Origin of the sequence: Empedobacter falsenii (assembly GCF_019308355.1) — a bacterium.
GTDB classification, from domain to species: Bacteria; Bacteroidota; Bacteroidia; order Flavobacteriales; family Weeksellaceae; genus Empedobacter; species Empedobacter falsenii_B.
Genome location: NZ_JAAGKM010000032.1, coordinates 1 through 25,132, shown reverse-complemented (window position 1 = coordinate 25,132; position 25,132 = coordinate 1). Strand labels below are relative to the sequence as shown.

The following is a 25,132-nucleotide window of genomic DNA, read 5'->3' as shown; positions in this document are numbered from 1 at the left end:
TTCTCAATATAAGAAAAGCGATTCAATTTTGAATCGCTTTTTTATTGTAAATAATCATTATATTTAGTTCATAATTAATCAACTATGAAATTAAAAGCTTTACTCTTCTTTCTAATGATTTTTTCTCCATTTCTTTTTGCTCAAAATTTGTGGAAAGTAGAATATGAAACCTATGATAAAATCTTTTTTGACGAAAAAGATCCTGTTTATAAAGCAGCATTAGATAAAAACAATTCTACACCAAAATATTATCAATTACTTTTTAATGAAAATCAGTCGTTTTTCAGTGAAGTTGTAAAAATTGATAATAGTCAAAATCAATCATCTATGTCGATGAGTACAATTGATGATAATATTTACATCGATTATAAAACTTCACAATATAAGATTGAAGGAAATTATGTGAACAAGAATATTTTAATAATAGATAATTTGCCTAAATACACTTGGACAATTAGTAGAGAATCAAAAGAAATGTTGGGAATTAAAGTAAAAAAAGCAATAACCGAATACAAAGATTCTAAGATAGAAGTTTGGTTTGCGCCAACTTTACAACCAAAAGGAGGACCAATATTTTTCAATGGGTTACCAGGTTTAATTTTAGAATTGAAAGCTGTAACAACAATGAAAGACGAGAGTTATGAAACGATTTTCAGAGCAATTAATATAAAAGAAGCATCTAAAAACGAAGTGATTAAAATTCCATCAAAAGGTCAGAAAATGACACAAATTGAGAAAGATGATTTTGTGAAAGAAGCAAATAAAAAGATGATGGAAGCTTATAATAACAAGGTTTCGAAAGATTAAAACATAAAAAAACCACTTCTTTCGAAGTGGTTTTTAAATTTTATAGCTGAGGTATTATAACATTTTCAAGAAGTTAACTTCTAATTCTGTTAATCTTCTAAAATCACCTCTTTGTAAAGTTTTCTTTGTAAGTCCTGCAAAAGAAACGCGGTCTAACGCTTCTACTTCGTATCCTTTTGTTTCGAAAATACGACGTACAACGCGGTTCCAACCAATATGTAATTCTACACCAACTTCATTTTTCGGTCTACCTTCGATAAAAGAAATTTCGTCAACAACTGCAATTCCTTCAGGAATTAAACGAACACCTTTTTTGATGTCAGCTAAATCATTTGCTGTTAACTTTTTGTCCAATGTAACGTGATATATTTTTTTGATATCATGACTTGGATGCGTTAATTTCTTAGTTAAATAACCATCATTTGTAAACAATAAAACTCCTGTTGTTTGTCTATCCAAGCGTCCTACTGGGAAAATTCTCGCTGTAGTTGCTGTAGACATTAAGTCCATCACAGTTTTACGTCCTTTTTCATCATTTGATGTTGAAATAAAACCTTTTGGCTTATTCAACACAAAATATACATTTTTCTCTGAAGAGATTTTACGACCATCGAAACGAACTTCATCATCGGGTTGTACTTTATAACCCATTTCAGTAATCACTTGACCATTCACTGTAACGATTCCAGTTTTGATCAACTCGTCGGCCTCTCTTCTGGATGCAATCCCTGCATTCGCTACATATTTATTTAAACGAATAGTCCCGTCATCAACTGGTGCTTTTTTCAGTCTTTTAACAAATGGTTTTTCACCTGGTTTGTTAAACGGTTTCTTTGGTCCAAAACTTTTCTTTCCTTCTTCTGATGGTTTTCCACCAAAAGTTGGTTTTCCTTTCCCTGAAGATGGTTTAGAAGAAGAATTTCCTCTTGCTCCACCTTTTCCACGATTGTTCCCGCCTTGGGAATTTCTGTCGTTGGATTGATTTCGTCTGTTATTCATCTGAATTTGATTAATTTATGCGCTGATTAAAATTTTGCGCAATAGTTTGCAAAGTTAAGGGATTTATTTCGATTAATACGATACTAAATACACCCGCAACAATCATTCCCTTAAAAAAATAATGTAAAATCTTATATGCTTGTGTCGATTTTATTCTCCAAATGATAAATAAAATCACTGTGAAAGCGATATTCGCAGCAATAAAAAAGTACTTCATCGCGCCAACATCATTTTTCATAATGATAATAATTCCAATGATTAATTCTGTAATAATTAAACATGAAATCAAAACTTTTGTAAAATCTATTCCATATTTGATTGGAATTGAATCATAATTATAAATCAAATCTGCTTTTTGAGAACTCAAATCTTTTACAATATCAGTAATCAATAATAAAATACTCAAAAAAGTAGCATGTAAAGCCAAATTGAATGTGAAATGATCAAAATAAACCAATAAGGCAAAAAATGGCATGACACGAATAATAACCAAATAAAAGTTTTTGATCAATGCAAATCGATTGATTTTGTGGCTATAAAACCAAACCAGAAATTGATAAATCAAAAAGAAAATGAAAACCTTCCACGAAATTAAAGCTGCAATAATCAATGCTAAAGCATTCAGAACAATGTAAACAGTTAGTTTGAAACCTTGCGAAACTTGTTTCTGAAGATAAACTTGTAAAGGACGTTTGAGTTCGTCTTTTTCTAAATCGTAAAAATTATTGATGATATATCCCGCGGCCACACAAAGTATCGAACAAAGAATAAGCCCGTCCAACTTTGGATTTGTCAACAATTGACGATGACCAACTTCTGGCGCAAAAATAAAAAGTGCAGCAAGGTATTGTGCCAATATTAACACAATTAAATTATAGCCACGAACAACAGAAAATAATGCAAAAACTTTTAAGATTATTTTCTGAACGTTCATTGATTGTATTTTTATAAATTATTTTTTAGAATTTGTAAATAACTTCGGTCTGGAAGTCTTTTAAGTAGCTTTTCGCTTTGTCATAATCTTGTGTAAAACCAAGAACATAACCGCCTCCGCCAGATCCACAAAGTTTTAGGTAATACGTATGTGTATCAATTCCAGTTTTCCATGCATTCACCAGTTTTTGAGGAATCATTGGTCTGAAATGCTCATAACCCCAAGCTGACAATTTTTGAAGATTTGAAAAAAGTGGATTGTATTCACCTTTCACAAAGTTTTCGATACATGCGTTGTTGTATTTAATAAATTCTTCTTTCAATGTTTTACGAAAACCCTCTTTTTTCATTTTTTCGAAGAAAATATGAATCATTGGCGCCGTTTCTCCTGGTGTACCCGAATTGATTAAGAAAACCGCTCCTTTTCCGTCTACGTTTGCAGAAGGTAAACCAATTGTCGAAATATCATCTTTTGATTGAATTAACAAAGGAATATTCATATAACAAATCAAAGGATCAATTCCAGAACTTTTTCCATGAAAATGAGATTCTAAATTTCCGAAAAGAGCTTTTAATTCGCTAATTTTTTCTTTGTTTAGATTTTGATTGATATCAATTTTATTCAAGGCATATTTGTCATAAATAGCTGCAACCAAAGCGCCAGAACTACCTACACCATATCCTTGAGGAATGTTAGAATCGAAGTACATTCCGTTTGCAACATCTTCCGAAAAAGATTTTGTATCAAAAGTGTCCGCAAAATTCTCTTCTAAAAATTTCGCATAATTTTTCAAGTGAGCATTTGACTCTTCTGCAATTTCAGAAGGCTCAAATTTTAATGCACCTTGGTAAAAATTATAAGGAATTGTTAATCCTTTCGAGTTCTCAATAATTCCATATTCGCCAAAAAGTAAGATTTTGGCATAAAATAATGGGTTCTTCATTCAATGCTAAAATTGGTACTGCAAATCTACAAAATTTAAGCCATTCTTTTTTGAATTTGAGGAAGAGTTTTGCTTTAAAAAATTGTAAATCATATTATTTTTTGATTATTAGTAGATTTTGGAATATATTTTGACTAAATAATTTAGAATAAATTGGTTAAATTTCAATTAATAATCAATGATTTTAACCGAATTAGCATTAAAAATAGAGAATTAATGTATTAAAATATATAAATTTGTGCCATGTATATCACCGAATATCTATCGAATGAGATAAAACCAGGGAAAGTTAATTATTCTCCAAGTCAGCTTTTAGAAGTTGTGCAAGAGAATAAATTGACGCATTTACCTTTGTTTAAAGGGTTGGATTTTATTGGAAATATCTCGGAAGAAGATTTGATTGAATTATCAATTGATGATGAAAAAGTAGATTATACTTCGTATTTGGAGAGTTTTTATCTTTCTGAATCGAGTACGCTTTTAGATGCAATTCAGATGATGTACACGAATCAGGCGAATATCTTACCAATTATTAACGAACAATCGCGCTATGTTGGTTTTATTACGGAAACGGATATTATCAACACATTTGCAAATTTTCCTTTTGTCGCTGCGCTAGGTGTTTCGATGCTAGTTTCGATTGCGGAAAAAGATTTGTCGATGACTGCGATTTCTAATATTATTGAAGTGAATAACGGAAAAATTTTGGGAATGATGATTGTTGGGAATAAGGAGGATAGCGTTTATGTTTTGCTGAAATTTAGTTCATCGAACTTGTTGACAATTGGTGAAACATTTGAGCGTTATGGATATCAAGTGATTCAAAAATTTTATAACGACGAAAAACAAGAACTTCTGCAAAGTCGTTATGCACAATTGTTAAAATACATGAATACCTAATGATAAAAGTTGCACTTTTTGGACAAAAAACAAGTACGTCTTTAACGGATATTATTCCACCATTTATTAATTATTTAGTTCAGAACGAAATTGCTTTTTGTGTTGAGCAAAATTTTCTTCAAATCTTAAAAGAAACAACTGATTTTGAACCTGATAATGTAGAAACCTATACTTCTCATGATGATTTAGACAAATCGGTTAAATTCTTATTCAGTTTTGGTGGAGACGGAACAATTTTATCAGCAACTACAATTGTTAGGGATTCTAATATTCCAATTATTGGTGTAAATACGGGACGTTTAGGCTTTTTAGCAACAATTAATAAAAGTGTGTTATTGGAGCAAATGGATAGTTTTTTCAATGATGATTACAATATTATTCCGCGTACTTTATTAACCGTTAAAAGAAGTGATGGTGTAGAAATTGAAAATAATTTTGCGATTAACGAAGTGACTGTAGTTCGCCGTGAAACAACGAGTATGATTACGGTTGATGCTTATTTAAACAATGAATTTTTAAATTCTTTTTGGTCTGATGGTTTGATTATTTCTACGCCAACAGGTTCTACAGGATATTCGTTAAGTTGTGGTGGACCAATTGTTCATCCGTCTAATCAAAATTTTGTCATCACCCCTGTTGCGCCACATAATCTAAATGTGCGTCCATTAGTTGTGTCAGAAAACGAAAAAATTGACTTAAAAATACGCAGTAGAGCTAATGAATATTTCCTTTCGTTAGATTCTCGTAACTTTCCTTTAACAACTGACGTGGAATTGACAATACAAAAAGCTGACTTCAAAATCTTAATCGTTGAAGCTATTGACGCGACTTATTTCACAACTTTGAGAGAAAAAATGCTTTGGGGTTCAGATAAAAGGAATTAAAATTTACAATAAAACTTCTTAATTTTTGTTAAATCAGTTACGTTGAATTGACTTTTGTTTATATTTGTTCGAATTTAAAAAGAAGAAAAAGCAAAAGCCGAAAAAATAACACAACATTATGATGAGATTATTTTTGTTCGTTTTTACATTGTGTTTGTCGCAAATGATTTTTGCCCAAAGACACGAACTCGGAATTTTTGCTGGTGGGGCAAATGTGATAGGTGATGTTGGAAAAGCTAGCTATATCAATCCATTTCCTACAAAAACTGAACCTGATGGAAAAATTTTCCTGCCTGTTTCGATTGGAGGGTTGTATCGTTTTAATATAAATCCACAAATGGGATTTAGAGCAAATATTTCTTATTCGAAAGTAGGTGCAAGTGATCACCGTTCGAAAGAGCAATATAAATTAGACCGGAAAAAAAGTTTTCGAAACAATATAGTAGAAGGGTCAGTAATGTTTGAGTATAATTTCTTTAATATCAATGATGATCAAGAAAAAGCTCAATCTCCATATATCTTTTTTGGTGTAGGAGCATTTTCGGCAAAAAGAAAGAAATATGAAGAAGTAGGAGTACCACCTATCGAAAAGAGAAAACTTGATTTATCAATTCCTTTTGGAGTAGGTTATAAAGTAAGATTTAATTACAGTTGGATTTTATCTTTTGAGACAGGTGTTCGATATACAAATGTGGATTATATCGATTATAATACAGGCAAATTTAGTGAGGAATATAAAAATATTTTCCCAAATTTTCCTTATGATAATGAAGTAGTTTACGGAAATCTATCTAACAAAGATTGGTATGTTATAACAGGAATTTCGTTGACATATAGTTTTGGTCGACCTGCTTGTTATTGTGATTAAAAAGAATGGAAATTAGTTTAGTAGAACAAATAGATAAAAATAATATACCTAATCACGTTGCAATCATTATGGATGGTAACGGAAGATGGGCCAAGAAGAACGGTAAAGAAAGAACTTTTGGACATAAAAGTGCTTTAGGAGCTGTTCGATCTTCTATAGAGACATGTCGTAGATTAGGAATAAAACATCTTACACTTTACGCATTTTCTACAGAAAACTGGAATCGTCCAAAATTAGAAGTCAATGTTTTAATGACTTTATTAAGTTCTGCAATTAAGGACGAAATAAATGAATTACACAAAAATGGAGTTCGCTTGAATGTGATTGGAGATTTATCAAAATTACCAAAAAAAGCATTCAAAGATTTGACTCAAGCGATGGAAAAAACGAAAGACAACACAGCTTGTGTTTTGACATTAGCATTAAGTTATGGTTCGAAAGAAGAACTATTACACGCGATGAAATCTATTGCCAAAAAATACAATGACGGAGAAATATCCGACAATGATTTTAATGAAGAATTAGTTCATCAAAACTTATATACACACGATTTACCAATGGTAGATCTTATGATTAGAACAAGTGGCGAAACCAGAATTAGTAATTTCTTGTTGTGGCAAATTGCTTACGCAGAATTATATTTTACAGAGGTTTTGTGGCCTGATTTTAACGAGGAAGAATTTTATAAAGCAATTTTAAATTACCAAAATCGAGAACGTAGATTTGGTAAGATAAGCGAGCAACTAACGAACTAATCGAACTGAAATAGAGGATTATGAAGAAAATTTTTTGGACAATGTGTATGCTTGGAGCTTACATGGCACAAGCGCAAGTCGTAGATTCTACGAAAACCATTGATTCAACACAACAAGATAATTTTGTCTTAGATTATACCAATGCACGAACTTTCAAATTGAAAGATATCGTTGTAACAGGTGACTCTAAATATTCTAAGAATCAAATTATCCGTTATGCAGGTTTTGCTATCGGTGAGGAGATAGAATTACCAGGTACGAAGGTAAATAATGCTGTAAAAAAATTATGGAGATCTAATATTTTCTCTGACATCGACTTGTATGTAGATAAAATAGAAGGTAACGAAGTAACATTAGAGCTTGCCTTGGTTTCAGTTCCTAGTTTAGGAGAAATTAAGATTAACGGCGTGAAAAAATCGCAACGCGAAGATTTAATCAAACAAAATAAATTAAATCCAGGTGTTAAGATTACGCAAAGTTTAATCAATACAACAAATAATAAAATCAAAGATTATTATACTGGAAAAGGTTATCCTAACACAACAATTAATGTAGAACGTCAGCCAATTGTTGGTAAAGAAGATGAAGAAAACATTACATTAAATGTGAATCGTGGAGAGCGTGTAAAGATTAAGAAAATCATTTTCGAAGGAAATGAAAACTTAACTGCTGCTCGTTTACGTAAAAAAGGGATGAAAAATACCAAACAGAAATCTATCAATATCTTCAAGTCATCTAAAATGATTCCTGAAAAATTCCAGGAAGATTTAAAAACTTTGGTTGATGAGTATAAATCTGTTGGTTTTAGAGATGCTAAAGTTGAGTCATACAACATCGAAAAAGTTGATGATAAAAACTTATTAGTTAAAATTAAAGTTAACGAGGGGAAACCATATTTCTTAGGAGATGTAACGTTTTCTGGAAACTCAATTTATACCTCTGAACAATTACAACGAATTTTTGGTTACAAAACAGGAGATCGTTATGACGCAGTAGGTATCAACAAAAAGATTTCTGGATCAGAAAAAGACAATGATATTTCTACACTATATATGGATAGAGGGTATTTGTTTGCTCGTGCTATTCCTGTAGAAAAAAGTGTGAAAAATGATACAATCGATCTTGAAATTAAAGTTTTCGAAGGTACACAAGCTACACTTAACAAAGTAACGATTAATGGGAATACAGAAGCACACGATCATATTTTATATCGTGAGTTAAGAACTAAACCAGGAGATTTATTCTCTAAATCGGACATTAAACGTACGATGATGGAGTTAGCTTCTTTAGGATATTTAGAGCCAACGCAAATTGTTCCAGACATTCAACCAAATCAAGATAATAATACAGTTGATGTAGAGTGGAAAGTTGCGCCAAAATCATCTTCTCAAGTAGAATTACAAGGAGGATATGGTGCAGGTACTTTCATTGGTACATTAGGATTAACTTTCGGGAATTTCTCATTGAAGAATTTTTTCAATAAAAAAGCTTGGAAACCGATTCCAATGGGAGATGGACAACAATTATCATTAAGAGCACAAGCTGGTAACGGATATAAAAATTATAGTTTATCATTTGTTGAACCTTGGATTGGAGGAAAACGCCCTACAGCTTTATCAACATCTTTTTATTATTCACAATATGATTACCGTGATAATTATGGAGAAAAAGCGAAATTGGATATCTTAGGAGCATCAGTTGGTTTAACAAAGTTATTAACTTGGCCAGATGATTATTTCCGTTTATCAAACTCAATTTCTTATCAGTTATATAACTTCGATAATTATGCGATGACTGTTGGTAATTTGAACTATGAGAATGGTTCGTCAAACAACTTGAACTATACATTAGGTTTAACACGTAATTCAGCTGGGCCAGATCCTATTTTCCCACAATCAGGATCAGAAATTAGTTTATCGTTTACGACAACATTTCCTTATTCAGCTTTTAATAATAAAGACTATACAAACATGTCTGATGTAGAAAAATTCAAATGGTTAGAGTATTATAAATTCAAAGCTAAAGCATATTTCTACAAAGAATTAACTGGTAAATTAGTTTTAAAAGCTGGTGGAGAATTTGGAGTTTTAGGAATATATAACCGTAAAATTGGAACAATTCCTTTCGAACGTTTTTACTTAGGAGGAACAGGTCTTACACAAAAACGTTTCGATGGACGTGAGATTATTTCATTAAGAGGTTACGAAGATGCAACAAACTCTGGTGGACAAACAGGAGATATTACGCCAGAAGGAGGTGGAACAATTTATAATAAATATTCGTTAGAATTGCGTTATCCAATCACAATGAGCCAAACAGCTAAGATTTATGCATTAACTTTTGCAGAAGGAGGTAACGTTTGGAACAATACAAGTGAATTTAAACCGTTTGAATTAAAACGTTCTGCTGGTGCAGGTTTTCGTATTTATATGCCAGCATTTGGTTTGTTAGGATTTGATTTCGGATACGGATTTGATAAAGGATTTAACCAAACAGAACGCTCTGGATGGCAAACTCACTTTATTATTGGACAACAATTCTAATAAATTGATTAAATTTGCTTAGAACGTTTTGGCATAATTTTAGAATTAACACATCACAAATATGAAAAAATGGATTAGCTTTATAGCGTTGTTCTTTGGATTAGCAAGTTTCTCTTTCGCGCAAAGGTTTTGTTATGTAGACAGTCAGTATATTTTAGAAAATTTACCAGAATATACATCGTCTCAAAGCAAATTAAAATCTCAAACAGAATCTTGGCAAAAAGAAATTGAGCAAAAACAAGAAAATTTAGCTAAATTACAAGCCGAATTCGAAGCCGAAAAGATTTTATTAACGGCAGAACAGGTGAAAGAGCAAGAGAAAAAGCTAGCTGATGAAGTAGCGGCTGTAAGAATTTTGCAAGATAAACGTTATGGACCAAATGGTGATTTAGTTAATCTGAGAAGATCAATGGTAAAGCCTTTACAAGATCAAATTTATAATGCGACAAAAGAAGTTGCAGATAAAAGAGGATATGGTTTTGTATTTGATAAAGGAAGTGATTTAATCATGATTTATACAGATCCAAAGTTTGACATAAGTAGAGAAGTATTAATGACTTTAAGACCAGAGTTGAAACCAAATAATTCAAAAACATCAACTTCTGGAAATAATAAAACTAGTAATAGTAGCAATAAAACAAGAAAATAAATTTTAAAAAACAAATTAGACTAGAAATGAAACAAATTAGATTGATAGCAGTATTTACAATGATGGTTTTCGGAAGCGTTTTATCTTTCGCTCAAGAAATTGCACATATTGATACGCAAGCAGTAATTGAATCAATGCCAGCTTACAAAAAAGCAGAGGCTGATTTACAAGCATTAGGTAAAAAACACGAAGATGCTATCGCAAAATTACAAGCAGACTATAAAACTTTTATGGAAACTGCTCAAAAAGATTTAGCTGGTAAATCTCAAGAAGAGGCTCAAAAATTAATTGCAGCGAACAAATACCAAGAGAAAGAGCAAGAAATGCAAAAGAAATACGAAACGTATGCAAAAGCTGCTCAAGATGAAATGCAAGCAAAAGAGAAAGCTTTAATGGATCCAATCGAGAAAAGGGTAATGGATGCAATTAATGCTGCTGCTGCAAAAAAAGGAGTTAAATATGTTTTACCTGCAGGTGTTTTAGTTTACAAAGCTGGAGGATACGACTTATTAAATGACGTTAAAAAAGAATTAGGATTATAATTTTAAGATATTAATAATACCTTCAAGCCACTATTTTAGTGGCTTTTTTTATATATGAAAAGAATTTTAGTTACCGGAGCGAATGGTCAGTTAGGTCAATCGATTTTAGAGCAATCAAAAAACTACAAGGAAATTGAATGTTTTTTTGTCACTCGAAATGAATTAGATATTACGAATGAAGAATTAATTAATCATTATTTCGAAGATAAATCATTCGATTTTGTTATCAATTGTGCAGCTTATACAGCGGTTGATAAAGCTGAAGATGATCAAGAGAATGCTTATTTAGTAAACGCAAAAGCAACAGAATTTTTAGCAAAAATCACGAATCAAAAAGGAATTCCTTTTATTCACGTTTCGACAGATTATGTGTTTGATGGAACTGAAGCTCAACCTCGTTTAGAAACTGATCAAACAAATCCTATAGGGGTGTATGGTCAAACAAAATTAGATGGAGAGAATTTAGCATTAGAAAACAATCCTAAAACGATTATTTTACGTACAGCTTGGGTTTATTCTCGATTTGGAAATAACTTCGTTAAAACGATGCTTAGGTTGTTTAATGACAAAGATTCAATATCTGTTGTGGCAGATCAAATTGGTTCGCCAACAAATGCAATAGATTTGGCTGATGCAATCTTAACGATTATTTCGAATGATGATTTAACGTATGGAATTTTTAATTATTCGAATGAAGGAAAATGTTCTTGGTTTGAATTTGCTCAAAAAATTAAAGAATTTTCTAATTCAACAATCGAAATTAATCCTGTTCCAACTTCAGCTTATCCGACAAAAGCGAAACGTCCTGCGTATAGTTTATTGGATAAATCGAAAATAAAAGAAGTTTATCAATTTGATATTCCGACTTGGGAAGATAGTTTGAAAAAAGAATTGAAACACCTGATTTAGTTTCAATTTTAATAACATAAAAAAGCTCGAGAAATTCTCGAGCTTTTATTTATCTGACAGATTATTGATTAATCTAAAATCTCAAAACGAGTATAAGGTTGCAACGCTTTCGGAATTTTTACTGTTCCATCAGCTTGTTGGTGATTCTCTAAAATTGAGGCTAAAATACGTGGTAAAGCTAAAGCAGAACCATTTAAACTATGTGCTAATTGAGTTCCGTTTTCATCTTTGTAACGTAATTTCAAACGATTCGCTTGGAAAGTCTCAAAATTAGATACAGATGAAACTTCTAACCATTTTTCTTGCGCTTCAGAGAAAACTTCAAAATCGTATGTAATTGCAGATGTAAATCCTGTATCACCACCACAAAGTCTTAAAATACGGTATGGTAATTCTAAATCTTCTAAAATTCCTTTTACGTGCTCAATCATTCCGTCTAAAGCAGCGTAAGAATTTTCTGGTTTTTCGATACGTACAATCTCAACTTTCTCAAATTGGTGTAAACGATTTAATCCTCTAACATCTTTTCCATAAGAACCCGCTTCACGACGGAAACATGGTGAATATGCAGTCAACGTAATTGGTAAATCTTCTGCTTTTACAATTGTATCACGGTAAATATTCGTCACAGGAACTTCCGCAGTAGGAATCAAGTACAAATCATCTTCTCCAATATAATACATTTGTCCTTCTTTGTCTGGTAACTGTCCAGTTCCATAACCAGAAGCCTCATTCACAACGAAGGGAGGAACAATTTCTGTATAGCCAGCATCAGAATTTTTATCTAAGAAAAATTGTGTTAAAGCACGTTGCAAACGAGCACCTTTTCCTTTGTAAACAGGGAAACCAGCTCCGGTAATTTTAACACCTAATTCAAAATCAATGATGTTAAATTTCTTAGCAACTTCCCAGTGTGGCAAATTGTTTGGTTTTGCAGTTGCATCTCCGTGTTCAAAAACGATTTCATTATCATCAGCATCTTTTCCTGCTTTTACGATTTCGTTCGGAATATTTGGGATTTGATACAAAATTTCTTTAACGGAGGTTTCGTAAGACGATAATAAATCTTGTAACTCTTTTGATTGAGTTTTTAAATCAACCGTTTTGATTTTTAATTCATTAGCCTCTTCCGATCTTCCATCTTTAAACAAATTACCAATTTCTTTTGCTAATTTGTTGGATTCAGCTAATACATTATCTAATTCAAATTGTGTTTTACGACGAAGTTCATCCACATTTAAAACTTCATCAACAAGATCTAATTGTTTGAAGTTACGTTTTTTAAGTCCTTCAATTACACGATCTTTGTTTTCTTGAATGTAAGAAACTACTAGCATACTTTTATTAAATTTATACAAATGTATAAATAATTAATTTTTTTAAATAAAGATTAAATGATTTAGGATCAAAAATTAATCAAAATCAATTAATTTTTAAATTTAACTGTCTTCATTAGATAAATAATTAACACAATGTTTTTTACAAAAAATATTCAAAAATTGTAAAATAATTTATAACATATTTAAAATCAATTTTTTAAACTTTATTTATTGAGAATTTATTAATACAACTATATTACATTGATTTTACATGCTGTTGTTTACGTTTCGTAAATACATTTGTCAAAGAAAATTAATCGAAAATTATTAATAATTAAAACAATAAAACAATGAAAAAATTTTTCGCAGTAGTTGCAGTAGCAGCTTTATCTTTAGGAGCAGTATCTTGTGGTGAGAAAAAAGCAGAAGAAGCACCAGCTAACGTTGATTCAGCAGCAGTAACAGTTGATTCAGCAGCAGCAGTAGTTGATTCAGCAGCAGCAGTAGTTGACTCAGCAGCAGCTAAAGTTGATTCAGCAGCAACTGAAGTTGAAGGTGCAGCTAAAGAAGTAGCTCCAGCAAAATAATTTGAAATAACATTCAAATCATATAAAGAAACCACTTGTTAGATAAGTGGTTTTTTTTATGCTGTTTTGCGATGTAAATAGCGCGTTAACTTGATTGATAAATCTAAAAGTATAATTTTAGAATTACCATTTCTCTCAATATGATACGATGCTTCATTAATTTCATTTAAAATATCTTCGATATTTGCTCCATGTATAAAAGGTGCAAAACCTTGCCATTTAAAACCTTCTGCATTAATTTGCAAGAAAACTAAATCATCAGATTGATACGTTTTTAACAAAGCTTGACGAAAAATCTCTGAACAATAATTCAAAAAATCTTTTTGTTCACTCCTCGACCAACTTGCAATTTGATTCGACCAATCAATCAAATCTTTTAAAACGGTTGGAGTTTTGGCTGCCATAAAGGCTTTTCGAACCCAAGTCACAAAATACTTATCGAATAAATGTTCGTCATCATTTAATTGATGCAATGCTTCTCGTACATTTCCTTGCGATAGAAAAGCAATATGTTGCGCTTTTTCTGGATTAATATTTTTCTTCTCAACCAAATAGTTCTTTACATCCGATTGTGATAAACGTGGGATTTTTACTAATTGACAACGAGAAATAATGGTTTGTAAAATTAAATCCTCGCGTTCTGTTACCAATAAAAAAAGTGTTTTTTGAGGCGGTTCTTCAATTATTTTCAACAATTTATTCGCAGCTGCAGTAGTCATTTCCTCAGCTTGCCAAATAATCATGATTTTATAGCCTCCTTCGTAACTGTTTAGCGCTAATGTTTTGACTATTTCATCCGCTTCATCAACAGGAATAACGCCTTGTTTTTTCTCAATACCAAGATGAGACATCCAATCCGTTAAATTTCCATAGACATTTTCGTCTACAAAAGTTCGCCAATCGTTTAATAAATACTTAGCAAGTGGCTTTTTTACACTTTCTGTTGCTGAATAAGGAAAAGAAAAATGTAAATCGGGATGTTGTAATTTATCAACTTTCAGATTGCATTGTTCGTTATTCAAACCACACAAAACTTCACGTGCATAAGCAATTGCCAAAGCCAAAGTTCCCGAACCTTCTGGACCAGAAAAAAGCTGAGCATGACTTATACGACCATCTTTTATAGATTGTTGAAGCTTGTTTTTAATCTCCTGTTGTCCAATTATATTTTCCCAAAGCATAGTCCAAAGTTACTATTTTTATTTTTCAGAATTTATCATACTTTTTAATCGATTGATTTCTTCTAAATTAGCAATTCCAGAATCATCAATCATCGCTGAAGAATGAAAATAATTTGCATGTGTATATGAATCAATTTCTTCAATATTTGTTGAGCGCAAACCACCTCCAGGCATAATTGTAATTTGATTTTCTGCTTTTTTAACTAGATTTTTTAATTCACGTTTTCCATAATCAACATTGCTATCTAAACCAGAAGTTAAAATAGTTTTGAATCCTAAATCAATCACGATTTGAAGTGAATTTTCGGCATCAGAAGTTCTGTCAAAAGCGCGATGAAAAGTACAAGGAAAAGGTTTTGCAAGTTCAATTAATTCATGATTTCGTTCAAAATCGATTTCGTTATCTTCATTCAAAATTCCAAAAACAAAACCATCAATTCTAAAATTTTTAATCATGATGATTTCAGATTTCATTTGTTCAAATTCTTCATCAGAATAACAAAAATCTCCACCACGAGGACGAATCATCACCATGATTTCTTTGTCCGTTTCTTTTCTTAATGTTTTGATATCTTCAAAGTCTGGTGTAATTCCACCAGTTGAAGCATCGGCGCATAACTCGATTCGATCTGCATTTGATTTTGCTGCAATTAAAGCTGATTCTAAGTTGAAGCAAGCGATTTCTAATTTTTTCATTTTGTAATAGATTTCCCGTCAATTAAACGATTTCCAGTTTCATCATAAACCGCAAAGTTAAAGCCAGGATGAATACAATATGAACCATATTCGCCTTGTTTGTTAATTGCAATAAAACCAACTTGAATCGCCGATAAATCTTTTTTGCGAGATTTTGTTAATTTAATGATTCGATGAACAGCCTCCTTACATGCATTTTCTGGCGAATAACCTTGACGCATCAACTCCACAACCAAATGACTTCCCGCAATACGAATCACTTCTTCACCATGAACAGTAGCGGTTGCTGCACCAATTTCGTTATCAACATACAAACCTGCGCCGATAATTGGTGAATCACCAACACGTCCGTGCATTTTGTACGCCATTCCGCTCGTAGTACAAGCTCCAGAAAGATTTCCATAGGAATCTAAGGCAATCATTCCAATTGTATCATGATTTTCGATATTGATAGGCATCTGATAATTAGTATCTTTCAACCATTCTTTCCACTCTTTTTCGGAAACATCAGTTAATAAATTCTCTTTTTTGAAGCCTTTTTCCAACGCAAATTGAAGTGCACCATTTCCAACTAACATCACGTGTGGTGTATCTTCCATTACCTTTCGCGCAACAGAAATTGGATGTTTGATATACTCTAAACTAGCAACAGAACCAATATTTGCTTGATCGTCCATAATACATGCATCTAAAGTTACTTTTCCATCGCGATCAGGACGTCCACCATAACCAACACTTCGTTCATTTGGATCAGCTTCGACCAATTTTACGCCTTGCTCTACAGCATCTAAAGCTGTTCCATTATTACCTAAAACTTTCCAAGCTTCGGCATTAGCTTCAATTCCAAAACGCCAAGTAGAAAGAACAATTGGTTTATTGATTTTTGTTGAAGTAGTTGATCTTTTAGATGTAGTTTGCGCATTAAGATCAAGTTTTGTTGTACCTAAAAGTAAGCCTAAAGCTCCAAGATTTTTTATGAAATTTCTTCTATTACTCATGTGTTAATCGATTTCTAAATTGTGTTAAAACAAATATAATCCATATTATTGTATAACAGAATTTCTGTCAATCAAAACACTAAAAACTAATGAGATCAACTTTACTATCATTTATTCTGATGATGTTTTCATCATTAATTTTTGCTCAGAAAAATAATTATGCACAATATGTTAATCCGTTTATTGGAACAGGTGGACATGGACATACATTTCCTGGAGCGACTTTACCATTCGGAATGGTTCAACTTTCTCCAGATACTCGAATTGATGGAAGTTGGGATGGTTGTGGTGGTTATCATTATTCAGATGATTTTATTTATGGTTTTTCACATACACATCTAAATGGAACTGGAGTTTCTGATTATGGTGACATTATGTTGATGCCAACGCTTAATCAGAAAGGATTTATTCAAGCTGATTATGGTTCTAAATTTTCGCATAAAAATGAAAAAGCTACAGCAGGATATTATCAAGTTTTGTTAGATAAATATAATGTCAATGTCCGATTAACAACGACAACTCGCGTTGGTTTGCATGAGTATACTTTTAATAAAGCAGGTGATGCAAAGATCATTTTAGATCTTAATCATCGTGATAAATTAGTTGATGGAGAAGTGAAAATTGTAGACGCTAAAACACTTTATGTTTACAGAAATTCGGAAGAGTGGGCGAAGAATCAAAAGATTTTTGCCAAAATAGAATTTAATGTTCCGATGAAATTAACTGCTTCAAAAGACGGAAATATTACATCTAAAACATTCAAAGGAAATGAAATTGCCTTGGCTTTTGGTAAAAAGGTAAAGAAAGGTGAGAAGATTATGGTAAAAGTGACCTTATCTACAACTGGATATAATGGAACGGATGTTAATAGCAAAGAATTAACAACTTTTGATTTTTCTAAAACGAAAGCCGCTGCTGAAAAAGCTTGGGACAAAGAATTATCGAAGATTGAAGTGAAATCTTCAGATAAGAATAAACTAACTATTTTTTATACAGCGATGTATCACACGATGATGCAACCAAATATTTCGCAAGATTTGAATGGAAATTATCGTGGAATGGACGATCAAATTCATTTGGCAAATAATTTCGATTATTATTCGGTTTTTTCACTTTGGGATACTTTTCGTGCTGCGCATCCTTTGTATACCTTGATTGAGAAGAGAAGAACGATTGATTTTATTAACACATTTATCAAGCATTACGAACAAGGTGGACGTTTACCTGTTTGGGAATTAGCGAGTAACGAAACCGATTGTATGATTGGTTATCACTCGGTTTCTGTGATTGCTGATGCAATGGTAAAAGGTTTCAAAGGCTTTGATTATGAGAAAGCTTATGAAGCAGCAAAACATTCGGCAATGTTAGATCATTTGGGATTGAAAGCTTACAAACAAAACGGATTTATTTCGATTGACGATGAACACGAATCAGTTTCTAAAACATTAGAATATGCGTACGATGATTGGTGTATTGCGCAAATGGCATTGATTTTAAATAAACACGACGATTATAATTACTTTATCGAACGTTCTCAATATTGGAAAAATTTATTCAATCATGAGACAAAATTTATTCAGCCAAAGAAAAATGGAGGTTGGCTAAAACCTTTTGATCCGCGTGAAGTAAACAATAATTACACAGAGGCGAATGGTTGTCAATACACGTTTTTTGCACCGCAAGATATTAATGGAATGATTGATTTTTATGGTGGAAAAGATGGTTTTGATGCAAAATTAGATGAATTATTTAATGCACCATCAGAAACAACAGGTCGGGAGCAAGTGGATGTTACGGGACTTATCGGGCAATATGCGCAAGGAAATGAGCCGAGTCATCACGTGGCTTTTTTGTACAATTACATTGATAAGCCAAAAAAAACAAAAGAATTGGTTCATAAAATTTTGAATGAACATTACAAAAACTCGCCAGATGGATTGATTGGAAATGAAGATTGTGGGCAGATGAGCGCGTGGTACGTTTTGGCTTCGATGGGAATTTATAGCGTTACGCCAGGTTCGGGAATGTGGACGACTGTTGAGCCGTATTTTGATGAAATCACGATTAATCTAGAAGATGGAACGAAGCGTATAATCACGAAAAATAATTACAAAGAAAATCAATTTTTAGGATTTGAATTTTTGAAAGATAGAGAGATTAAACCTATTTCTGAAAGTGAAAAAATTGTAACAATTCCAGTTTTGGTTGCTGAAGACAGATCATTTCAAAATAAAATGAATGTTGAAGTAAAATCTTCTGAACCAAATGCGAAAATCTATGTTTCTGTGAATGGTAAAAAAGCAGAAATCTATAAAAAACCAATTTCAATCAAAGAAACAACTACAATTTCTTCTTTTGTGGAAGTGAATGGAAAGAAAAGTAAAACAATTTCTGGAACATTTACTAAGAAACCAAATGATTATACAATTCAGTTGAATTCTACCTACACACCGCAATATCATGCAGGTGGATATGATCAAAATTTTGATGCAATTGTTGACATGAAAAAAACGAAATCCGTTTCTTCGGTTGTCATGAATTTCTTGCAAGATTCTCGTTCTTGGATTGTCTTACCTACAAAATTAGAAGTCTATACATCGAAAGATAATCAGAATTTTAAATTGGTTGGAATGTTAGAAAAACAAGTTGATGCATTTGATAATAACGTGTTTTCTGATTCATGGAAAATTCAGTTTAAAGAAGAAAAAGCACGTTACATCAAAGTAAAAGCAACAAATTATGGTGCTTTCCCAAAAGGTCATTTAGCAGAACCTTTTCAAGGAAAGTCGTATATTTTTGTAGATGAAATAACAGTGAAATAGTGAATAAAAAGTTAATTGTTTTTAATTTAATCGTTATTGGATTAATACTTTTATTTCCAATAATAAATTTTTGTTGGATACATAGTTCTTCAAATTATACTTTTTGGGATATTTATTATCAAACCGAATATCATGAAATTATTTACATTCTTATTGGAATAATTATTTTCTCAAGTTTAATTAGTTTGTTTAAATACAGTAAGTTGATTAATGTTAATTTAGTTTTAACTTCAGTTTTTTTTATGATTATAATTGGAGTATTTATAAATGACATAATTAAATTAAAAAAGGAAGAAAAAGAATACATAGAAAGAGCAAAAGAAGATATTAAAAATGATAAAATTATTTTTCTTCATTCAGGAGGATTTCCTTTACCAGAATTTAGTTCTGAAACCTATGCTAAAATTGACAGTATTCACAATAAATATGGAGTAGATTATATAAATATTGGAGTTTTAGATTTTAAACATGATAAATTAGAACTAAAATATGAAGAAACTGTAAAGCCTTATCTTGAAAAACGTAATGGTAAAGATTGGAAGAAACGAATGCAAAAAGAATTAGATGCAATAAAAAAGGAAAAACTTTATTAACTAAACTTTAGTTAACTTTTTCGTAACTTTATATTCGAAATCGAAGAAAATGCAAACAGAAATTTTAAACAAAGCATTACAGAATCGTTCTATCAATCCAACAGCGATGCGTTTGTTGGTTTTAGATAAATTGATGAAAACTGACGTTGCATTAAGTTTAGCTGATTTAGAAATTGAGATGGATCAAGCAGATCGCGTTACGATTTATAGAACATTAAAAACGTTTGAAGAAAATAAATTAATTCATTCCATAGAGGACGGAACGGGTTCTATAAAATATGCGCTTTGTGAGTCGAGTTGCAAATGTACGCCTGAGTTTACGCATGCTCATTTTCATTGTAACAATTGTAATCAGACGTTTTGTTTGAGAAATATTCATTTGCCAGAAATCAATCTACCCAAAAATTTCGAAGTCGAACAATCTTCTTTTATCTTAAAAGGAATATGCGATCAATGTAAATCCTAAACTTTGCAACCAGATTGCAGCAACAACTTTATAATTTTGAAATATAAATTTTTAATTATGTCTAAAGCTTGTTGTAGTACGTCAAATGACGAACATAAAGATACTCATAATCACAATCACGAAGGTCATGACCACGAACACAATAATAGTAAAATTTTATTAGGTGCCAGTTTAGCTATTTTCTTTGCCGGAATTTTTGTTCAATATGTTTTAAAACCAACTTGGTTTGTTGATAATCAAATTATTCGTTTGATATGGTTTGGCATTTCTTATATTATAGTAGCATTTCCTGTTTGGGGAGAAGCCTTTAAATTAGCTAAAAAGCTAGATTTCTTCAATGAATTTTCGTTGATGGGAATTGCGACTTTAGGTGCTTTCATTATTGGCGAATATCCAGAAGGTGTAGCGGTAATGTTGTTTTATACAATTGGCGAAATGTTCCAAGAAGCGGCGGTTAATAAGGCAAAAGGAAATATTAAAGCCTTATTAGATGTTCGTCCAGACACAGCGCATGTTTTACGAAATGGTAATTTCGAAACAATAAAACCACAAGATGTGGTAATTGGAGAAACAATTCAGGTAAAAGTTGGGGAAAAAGTTCCGTTAGATGGAATTATGATTTCAGATAAAGGAAGTTTTAATACTGCGGCTTTGACGGGAGAAAGTAAACCTTCAACGTATAAAATAGGAGAAACTGTTTTGGCAGGAATGTTAAATCTTGAAAATGTAATTGAAATTCAAACGACTAAAAAATTTGAAGATAGTTCGATTGCAAAAATCTTACAAATGGTTCAAGATGCAGCTTCTCGCAAAGCACCAACTGAATTATTTATCCGAAAATTTGCAAAAATATATACACCAATTGTTTTCTTTTTGGCAGCAGCTTTGGTGATTATTCCTTACTTTTTTGTTGACAATTATGACTTCAATGATTGGTTGTACAGAGGTTTAGTTTTCTTGGTTGTTTCTTGTCCTTGTGCGTTGGTTATTTCGGTTCCGTTAGGTTATTTTGGTGGAATTGGAGCGGCTTCACGTAACGGAATTTTAGTAAAAGGTTCTAACTTTTTAGATTTAATGGCAAAAGTAAACACAGTTGTGATGGATAAAACTGGAACAATGACGGAAGGTGTTTTCGAAGTCCAAAAAATTGAAACGAATCTCCCTGAAAATGATTTTTTAAATCTTGTTTCGGCTTTAGAAAAGCAATCTACACATCCAATTGCGAAAGCGATTGTGGCAAGTCATCCATCAGAATTGAAAGCAATAGAGGTGGAAGAAATTTCTGGAAAAGGTTTGAAAGGAAAAGTTGATGGAAAAACCGTTTTAGCTGGAAATACTAAATTATTAGATCATTTTACGATTCAGTATCAGCAAGAAATTCATGATATTGTAGAGAGCATTGTGGTGGTTGCTGTTGATGACAAATATGCTGGATATATTACGATTGCTGATAAAATCAAGGAAGATGCGCAACAAGCAATTCAGAAAATGAAGGCTTTGGGTGTTTCGAAAACGATTATGTTGAGTGGAGATAAAAATACCATTACGCAAAAAGTTGCGAAAGAAGTTGGTGTTGATGAAGCTTTTGGTGGATTGTTACCAGAAGGAAAAGTAGAGAAAGTTGAAGCATTGAAAAAAGATCAAAATCAAGTAGTGGCTTTTGTTGGAGATGGAATCAATGATGCGCCTGTTCTAGCGCTTTCTGATGTCGGAATTGCGATGGGTGGACTTGGAAGCGATGCTGCGATAGAAACTGCAGATGTTGTAATCCAAACCGATCAACCTTCTAAAATTGCAACGGCGATAAAAATTGGTCGTGAAACAAAAAAGATTGTGATTCAGAATATCATTTTAGCAATGGGCGTTAAAATTATCGTGCTTTTCCTTGGAGCAGAAGGAATTGCCAATATGTGGGAAGCTGTTTTTGCAGATGTAGGTGTTGCTTTATTAGCAATTTTGAATGCTGTTCGAATTCAACGAATGAAATTTTAGATAAAAATAAAGCGATCAATTGATCGCTTATTTTTTTATGTATAAATCTTTCATCAAATCTAAATCAACCTTCAAAATATCAGTTAAATAATTTTCGACTGAACCAAAATTCTTATTAATCGCTTCATAAGAACTTTCTAAATATTCAGGTAAAACATCAATTAGATATTTATAATTCGGATCGATCTTTAAGATGTGTGCATATTTTTGTTCCAAAAAGATATTAGAAGCCAAGTAATCATCCATAATTGTATCTAAATCGACTTTCAAAGCAGATAAAATCATTGCTGTTGCAAATCCAGTTCGATCTTTTCCTGCAGTACAATGAAATAAAATTGGCGTTCTATTTTTATGTTGAATAATATCAAAAAAGCTTTTGTATTGCGTTTGACATGTTTTATCTAAAACAAAATCCTCGTAGATTTTACACATAAATTCTTTCGGATTTGAAATTCCAGCTTTGAATTGTTTCACTAAATTTTCGAAATGTCCAGAAGAAATATCCAAATGAACTTCGTGATTACAACTATTTGGAATGCGATCTTGATTTTTTAAACGTTCGTAAGTCGTGCGTAAATGAATAATTGTTCGAATTGGAAAATCGTTTAAAATCTCCAAATCATCATCTGTCAAATTTGCTAAATCATCAGATCGAATTAACAATCCTTTTCTAATGACTTCATTTTTTGTGTTAATTATTCCACCTAAATCTCTGCAATTAAATCCGCCTTCAAGTGGAAGAGTTCTTTGTTCGAGCGAGATTTCGCATAAAGTATTTTCCATTTTCTGTTCGTTTTTTAGGTTATTTTTAATATGTAAAAGTTAAGGTTAATTATTAAGTTATCATATTAAAATCGTATTAAAAAAAGTATAACTTTTTACTTTAACATTTTATTATTCTTATTCAATCTAAATTTACTTTATATTCGCATAGAATTAGAATAAATCTAAATAATCTGATGGGAGATAAAGTGAAAATTGCGAAGGAGAAGTTCATCTTAAAAAAGAAAGAATTTGTGACACCACATCTTATTCGCGTTCATTTGGAAAATGATGATGTATCTTTTTTTAAGGATACAACGTTGGGCGGAACATGTAAATTACTTTTTCCACCGCTTGGGATCCGTGATATTCACTACGCTGAGTATGATGAAGAGAATCAAAAATGGATTTCGCCATCAGAAAAATTTAAACCAGTTTCTCGTACCTACACGTTGCGCGATATTGATGCCAAAAACAATGTGATTGTGATTGATATTGCAAATCATGGATTGAATGGTCCAGGATCGCGTTGGGCAAATGAGGCGAAAGTTGGAGATATGATTGGAGTTTCGATGAAGTCAAAAAAGAAAGATTTGACTCCAAAAACAGATTTCATTTTCTTGGCTGCAGATTTAACAGGCTTGCCTGTAATTTCAGCAATTATAGAGTCGCTTCCTGCTAAAACAAACGGAATTGTTTGTGTGGAAGTCCCAACAGAAGATGATATTCACCAAATTGAAACGAAAGCAAATTTAGAATTTAAATGGATTGTGAATCAAAATGTAGGAAGCGGAATAGCTTTATATAGTTTGACAAAAAATCAGAAATTTCCGAAACGCAAAGACGGAAAACGATTTGCTTATGTTGCGGGGGAATCTAAATCTGTAAAGGAAATAAAATCATTTTTTAAAGATGATTTAGAATGGAAAAAAGACGAATTTTATTGTACATCGCATTGGAAAGCAGGAAAAGCAGAGAAAAATGCATTAGAAAATTGTCACGATAAAATAGAACAAGAATTGTTGGTAAGAGTTTTCTAAAAACAAGAGGGATATTTAATCAAAAAGCTTTATCAGAAATGGTGAAGCTTTTTTTGTTATCTTTAAATTTCTAATTGTATTAAAATGAAGTATATATTTTTGATATTATTCTCAATTTCAGTTTTTGGTCAAGAAAAATTTAAAGTAGAATATGAAAGACGGAATTTTATTAATTTGAATGATCCGAATCCAGAATCGAAAAGATTAAGAGAGGAAATGTTTTCGAAACCAAAATATATTGCTCTTTCTGTCGATGAAAATCAATGTCTTTCACAAGAAATAGAACGAATTGATAATTCACAAGGACCAAAATATTCGATGAAAGTTTTAGGTGGTTTTAAAGATTTGGAAAGCTTTTATGATTTCGATACGAATTCAAAAATAATCATGAGAGAAATGGATTCCAAATTGTATAATATCTCTGATTCCATTGCAACTTATAAATGGAGTATTACGCGAGAATCCAAAAAAATAAAAGGTTATGATGTACGAAAAGCAGTAGCTGTTGACGCTAATTTCAACATAGAAGCGTGGTATGTTCCTTCGATAAAATCAAAATGTGGGCCAGATGAATACAATGGTTTGCCAGGATTATTATTAGAACTGAAGAAAACATCTTTGAAAGATGAAAATCAGTCTACAACTTATAAGTTAGAATCAATGTCGATCGACGATAAGCTGAAACTACAAAAACCAACGAAAGGAAAAGTAATTTCGACATTAGAATTTGATAGAATAGAAGAAGAATATTATCACAAAATACAAGAAAATATCAATAAAAAAACAGGAGTTGATAAAGATGATTAACAAAAAAACGACACTGTACCAAAAACTGTGTAAGTATAAAATTCTGCTTGGGTTAAAATCGAGCAGAATTTTTTTTATACATTTAATATTTACATATTTATGGAAACAAAAGACCTATTTCCGGATGATTTTTTCA

Annotated in this window: 24 protein-coding genes; 15 read left to right on the top strand and 9 right to left on the bottom strand. The window is 31.7% G+C overall.

Annotated features, from left to right (window positions below):
• Positions 1-84: 84 nt before the first annotated feature.
• Complete coding sequence (locus G0Q09_RS11505) at positions 85-807, top strand: GLPGLI family protein (protein WP_219034975.1); 723 nt, start codon at positions 85-87, stop codon at positions 805-807.
• Between the two features lie 54 nt (positions 808-861).
• On the opposite strand, the gene G0Q09_RS11500 is transcribed toward G0Q09_RS11505, so the two are convergent.
• Genes G0Q09_RS11500 through G0Q09_RS11490 form a run of 3 tightly spaced genes read right to left on the bottom strand, consistent with a single transcriptional unit; the run spans position 862 to position 3,683 of the window.
• Positions 862-1,806: a pseudouridine synthase gene (locus tag G0Q09_RS11500; protein ID WP_038334708.1), complete on the bottom strand. Its 945-nt coding sequence runs from the start codon at positions 1,804-1,806 to the stop codon at positions 862-864.
• A gap of 10 nt (positions 1,807-1,816) precedes the next feature.
• Positions 1,817-2,740, bottom strand: a complete 924-nt coding sequence (locus G0Q09_RS11495; protein WP_114998383.1) for a UbiA family prenyltransferase — start codon at positions 2,738-2,740, stop codon at positions 1,817-1,819.
• A 25-nt stretch (positions 2,741-2,765) separates the two neighbouring features.
• Entirely contained in the window at positions 2,766-3,683 is a 918-nt protein-coding gene (locus G0Q09_RS11490; RefSeq protein WP_219034974.1) for a mevalonate kinase family protein, read from the bottom strand.
• Positions 3,684-3,926: 243 nt separating this feature from the next.
• Here G0Q09_RS11490 and G0Q09_RS11485 point away from each other — a divergent pair, with 243 nt between their 5' ends.
• The 8 genes from G0Q09_RS11485 (at position 3,927) to rfbD (ending at position 11,733) form a co-directional block, all read left to right on the top strand.
• Complete coding sequence (locus tag G0Q09_RS11485) at positions 3,927-4,583, top strand: CBS domain-containing protein (RefSeq protein ID WP_219034973.1); 657 nt, start codon at positions 3,927-3,929, stop codon at positions 4,581-4,583.
• Complete coding sequence (locus G0Q09_RS11480) at positions 4,583-5,467, top strand: NAD kinase (protein ID WP_219034972.1); 885 nt, start codon at positions 4,583-4,585, stop codon at positions 5,465-5,467. The genes G0Q09_RS11485 and G0Q09_RS11480 overlap by 1 nt, the downstream gene beginning before the upstream one ends.
• Positions 5,468-5,585: 118 nt before the next feature.
• Positions 5,586-6,335 carry a type IX secretion system protein PorG gene (gene porG / locus G0Q09_RS11475; protein WP_219034971.1) on the top strand — a complete coding sequence of 250 codons (750 nt, stop codon included), beginning with the start codon at positions 5,586-5,588 and terminating at the stop codon, positions 6,333-6,335.
• 11 nt (positions 6,336-6,346) lie between these two features.
• Entirely contained in the window at positions 6,347-7,090 is a 744-nt protein-coding gene (gene uppS / locus G0Q09_RS11470) for an undecaprenyl pyrophosphate synthase (RefSeq protein ID WP_219034980.1), read from the top strand.
• Between the two features lie 20 nt (positions 7,091-7,110).
• Complete coding sequence (gene bamA, locus G0Q09_RS11465; protein ID WP_257468205.1) at positions 7,111-9,633, top strand: outer membrane protein assembly factor BamA; 2,523 nt, start codon at positions 7,111-7,113, stop codon at positions 9,631-9,633.
• A 61-nt stretch (positions 9,634-9,694) separates the two neighbouring features.
• Positions 9,695-10,282, top strand: coding sequence for an OmpH/Skp family outer membrane protein (locus G0Q09_RS11460; RefSeq protein WP_180905650.1), 588 nt, complete (start codon positions 9,695-9,697; stop codon positions 10,280-10,282).
• 26 nt (positions 10,283-10,308) lie between these two features.
• Positions 10,309-10,824: an OmpH/Skp family outer membrane protein gene (locus G0Q09_RS11455; RefSeq protein ID WP_114998374.1), complete on the top strand. Its 516-nt coding sequence runs from the start codon at positions 10,309-10,311 to the stop codon at positions 10,822-10,824.
• A gap of 54 nt (positions 10,825-10,878) precedes the next feature.
• Positions 10,879-11,733, top strand: a complete 855-nt coding sequence (gene rfbD, locus G0Q09_RS11450) for a dTDP-4-dehydrorhamnose reductase (RefSeq protein ID WP_219034970.1) — start codon at positions 10,879-10,881, stop codon at positions 11,731-11,733.
• A gap of 68 nt (positions 11,734-11,801) precedes the next feature.
• On the opposite strand, the gene serS is transcribed toward rfbD, so the two are convergent.
• From serS to G0Q09_RS11425, 5 genes are all read right to left on the bottom strand, one after another.
• Positions 11,802-13,070 carry a serine--tRNA ligase gene (serS, locus tag G0Q09_RS11445; protein WP_219034969.1) on the bottom strand — a complete coding sequence of 423 codons (1,269 nt, stop codon included), beginning with the start codon at positions 13,068-13,070 and terminating at the stop codon, positions 11,802-11,804.
• A gap of 316 nt (positions 13,071-13,386) precedes the next feature.
• Positions 13,387-13,674 carry a hypothetical protein gene (locus tag G0Q09_RS11440; RefSeq protein ID WP_219034968.1) on the bottom strand — a complete coding sequence of 96 codons (288 nt, stop codon included), beginning with the start codon at positions 13,672-13,674 and terminating at the stop codon, positions 13,387-13,389.
• Positions 13,675-13,695: 21 nt separating this feature from the next.
• Positions 13,696-14,820 (bottom strand): DNA polymerase III subunit, encoded by a 1,125-nt coding sequence (locus G0Q09_RS11435; RefSeq protein ID WP_219034967.1) that lies wholly within the window; start codon positions 14,818-14,820, stop codon positions 13,696-13,698.
• A gap of 18 nt (positions 14,821-14,838) precedes the next feature.
• On the bottom strand, positions 14,839-15,516 hold the full coding sequence (locus G0Q09_RS11430; RefSeq protein WP_219034966.1) for a copper homeostasis protein CutC: 678 nt from the start codon (positions 15,514-15,516) through the stop codon (positions 14,839-14,841).
• Positions 15,513-16,514 carry an isoaspartyl peptidase/L-asparaginase family protein gene (locus G0Q09_RS11425; RefSeq protein ID WP_219034965.1) on the bottom strand — a complete coding sequence of 334 codons (1,002 nt, stop codon included), beginning with the start codon at positions 16,512-16,514 and terminating at the stop codon, positions 15,513-15,515. The genes G0Q09_RS11430 and G0Q09_RS11425 overlap by 4 nt, the downstream gene beginning before the upstream one ends.
• A gap of 89 nt (positions 16,515-16,603) precedes the next feature.
• On the opposite strand from G0Q09_RS11425, the gene G0Q09_RS11420 reads away from it, so the two are divergent.
• From G0Q09_RS11420 to G0Q09_RS11405, 4 genes are read left to right on the top strand one after another with little or no spacing between them, the layout of a single operon-like run.
• Complete coding sequence (locus G0Q09_RS11420; protein ID WP_219034964.1) at positions 16,604-19,336, top strand: GH92 family glycosyl hydrolase; 2,733 nt, start codon at positions 16,604-16,606, stop codon at positions 19,334-19,336.
• A complete protein-coding gene (locus tag G0Q09_RS11415; protein ID WP_219034963.1) occupies positions 19,336-19,929 on the top strand; it encodes an FEKKY domain-containing protein in 594 nt (197 codons plus the stop codon). The genes G0Q09_RS11420 and G0Q09_RS11415 overlap by 1 nt, the downstream gene beginning before the upstream one ends.
• Positions 19,930-19,978: 49 nt before the next feature.
• Positions 19,979-20,395 carry a Fur family transcriptional regulator gene (locus G0Q09_RS11410; protein WP_219034962.1) on the top strand — a complete coding sequence of 139 codons (417 nt, stop codon included), beginning with the start codon at positions 19,979-19,981 and terminating at the stop codon, positions 20,393-20,395.
• Between the two features lie 57 nt (positions 20,396-20,452).
• Positions 20,453-22,387, top strand: a complete 1,935-nt coding sequence (locus G0Q09_RS11405) for a heavy metal translocating P-type ATPase (protein WP_219034961.1) — start codon at positions 20,453-20,455, stop codon at positions 22,385-22,387.
• Positions 22,388-22,414: 27 nt separating this feature from the next.
• On the opposite strand, the gene G0Q09_RS11400 is transcribed toward G0Q09_RS11405, so the two are convergent.
• Positions 22,415-23,170 (bottom strand): tyrosine-protein phosphatase, encoded by a 756-nt coding sequence (locus G0Q09_RS11400; protein WP_219034960.1) that lies wholly within the window; start codon positions 23,168-23,170, stop codon positions 22,415-22,417.
• A gap of 176 nt (positions 23,171-23,346) precedes the next feature.
• Between G0Q09_RS11400 and G0Q09_RS11395 the strand changes: the two genes are divergently transcribed.
• Positions 23,347-24,189 (top strand): siderophore-interacting protein, encoded by an 843-nt coding sequence (locus G0Q09_RS11395; protein ID WP_219034959.1) that lies wholly within the window; start codon positions 23,347-23,349, stop codon positions 24,187-24,189.
• Positions 24,190-24,273: 84 nt separating this feature from the next.
• On the top strand, positions 24,274-24,996 hold the full coding sequence (locus G0Q09_RS11390; RefSeq protein WP_219034958.1) for a GLPGLI family protein: 723 nt from the start codon (positions 24,274-24,276) through the stop codon (positions 24,994-24,996).
• Positions 24,997-25,132: the final 136 nt, after the last annotated feature.